The 393-nt window shown below is 70.7% G+C and carries 1 protein-coding gene; it reads right to left on the reverse strand.

Annotated elements, in window-relative coordinates; genetic code table 11:
- Positions 1-393: hypothetical protein (locus I6F37_RS43860; RefSeq protein ID WP_225154965.1), on the reverse strand; the 393-nt coding region annotated here is incomplete at both ends.

Genomic DNA, 393 nt, shown 5'->3' on the forward strand with positions numbered 1-393 from the left:
GTGCGGGCAGGGTGAGGATTTCGCGGACGCCGGTCGTGGTGGAGACGCGGGCGATCTGCCAGCCGCGGACGGGATCGGGGCCAGGCGCGAACGACTCGATCAGCCAGGCGCCGTCTTTCGACCAGCTGACACGGGGCTCCTCGATGTTGCCGCACGAGGCGAGGCGGCGCTCGCGATGATCGCCGAGTGCTTTCCCTCCGGAGAGGGGCATCAGCATGATGTCGCAGCGGCCGGCATCGAGCCGCGCAAACGCGATGGTCGACGCATCGGCCGACCACGCGGGGTAGTGATCGTCGGCGGGGTGCGTGGTGAGGCGGGTCGCCGTCTGCCCCGCGCCCTCGGTGATGTAGATGTCGGCGGCAGCGGCATCGCCGCCATCGGGGTGCATCGCGA

Origin of the sequence: Bradyrhizobium sp. NBAIM08 (genome assembly GCF_020193935.1) — a bacterium.
In the GTDB taxonomy this organism is placed as follows: Bacteria; Pseudomonadota; Alphaproteobacteria; order Rhizobiales; family Xanthobacteraceae; genus Bradyrhizobium; species Bradyrhizobium yuanmingense.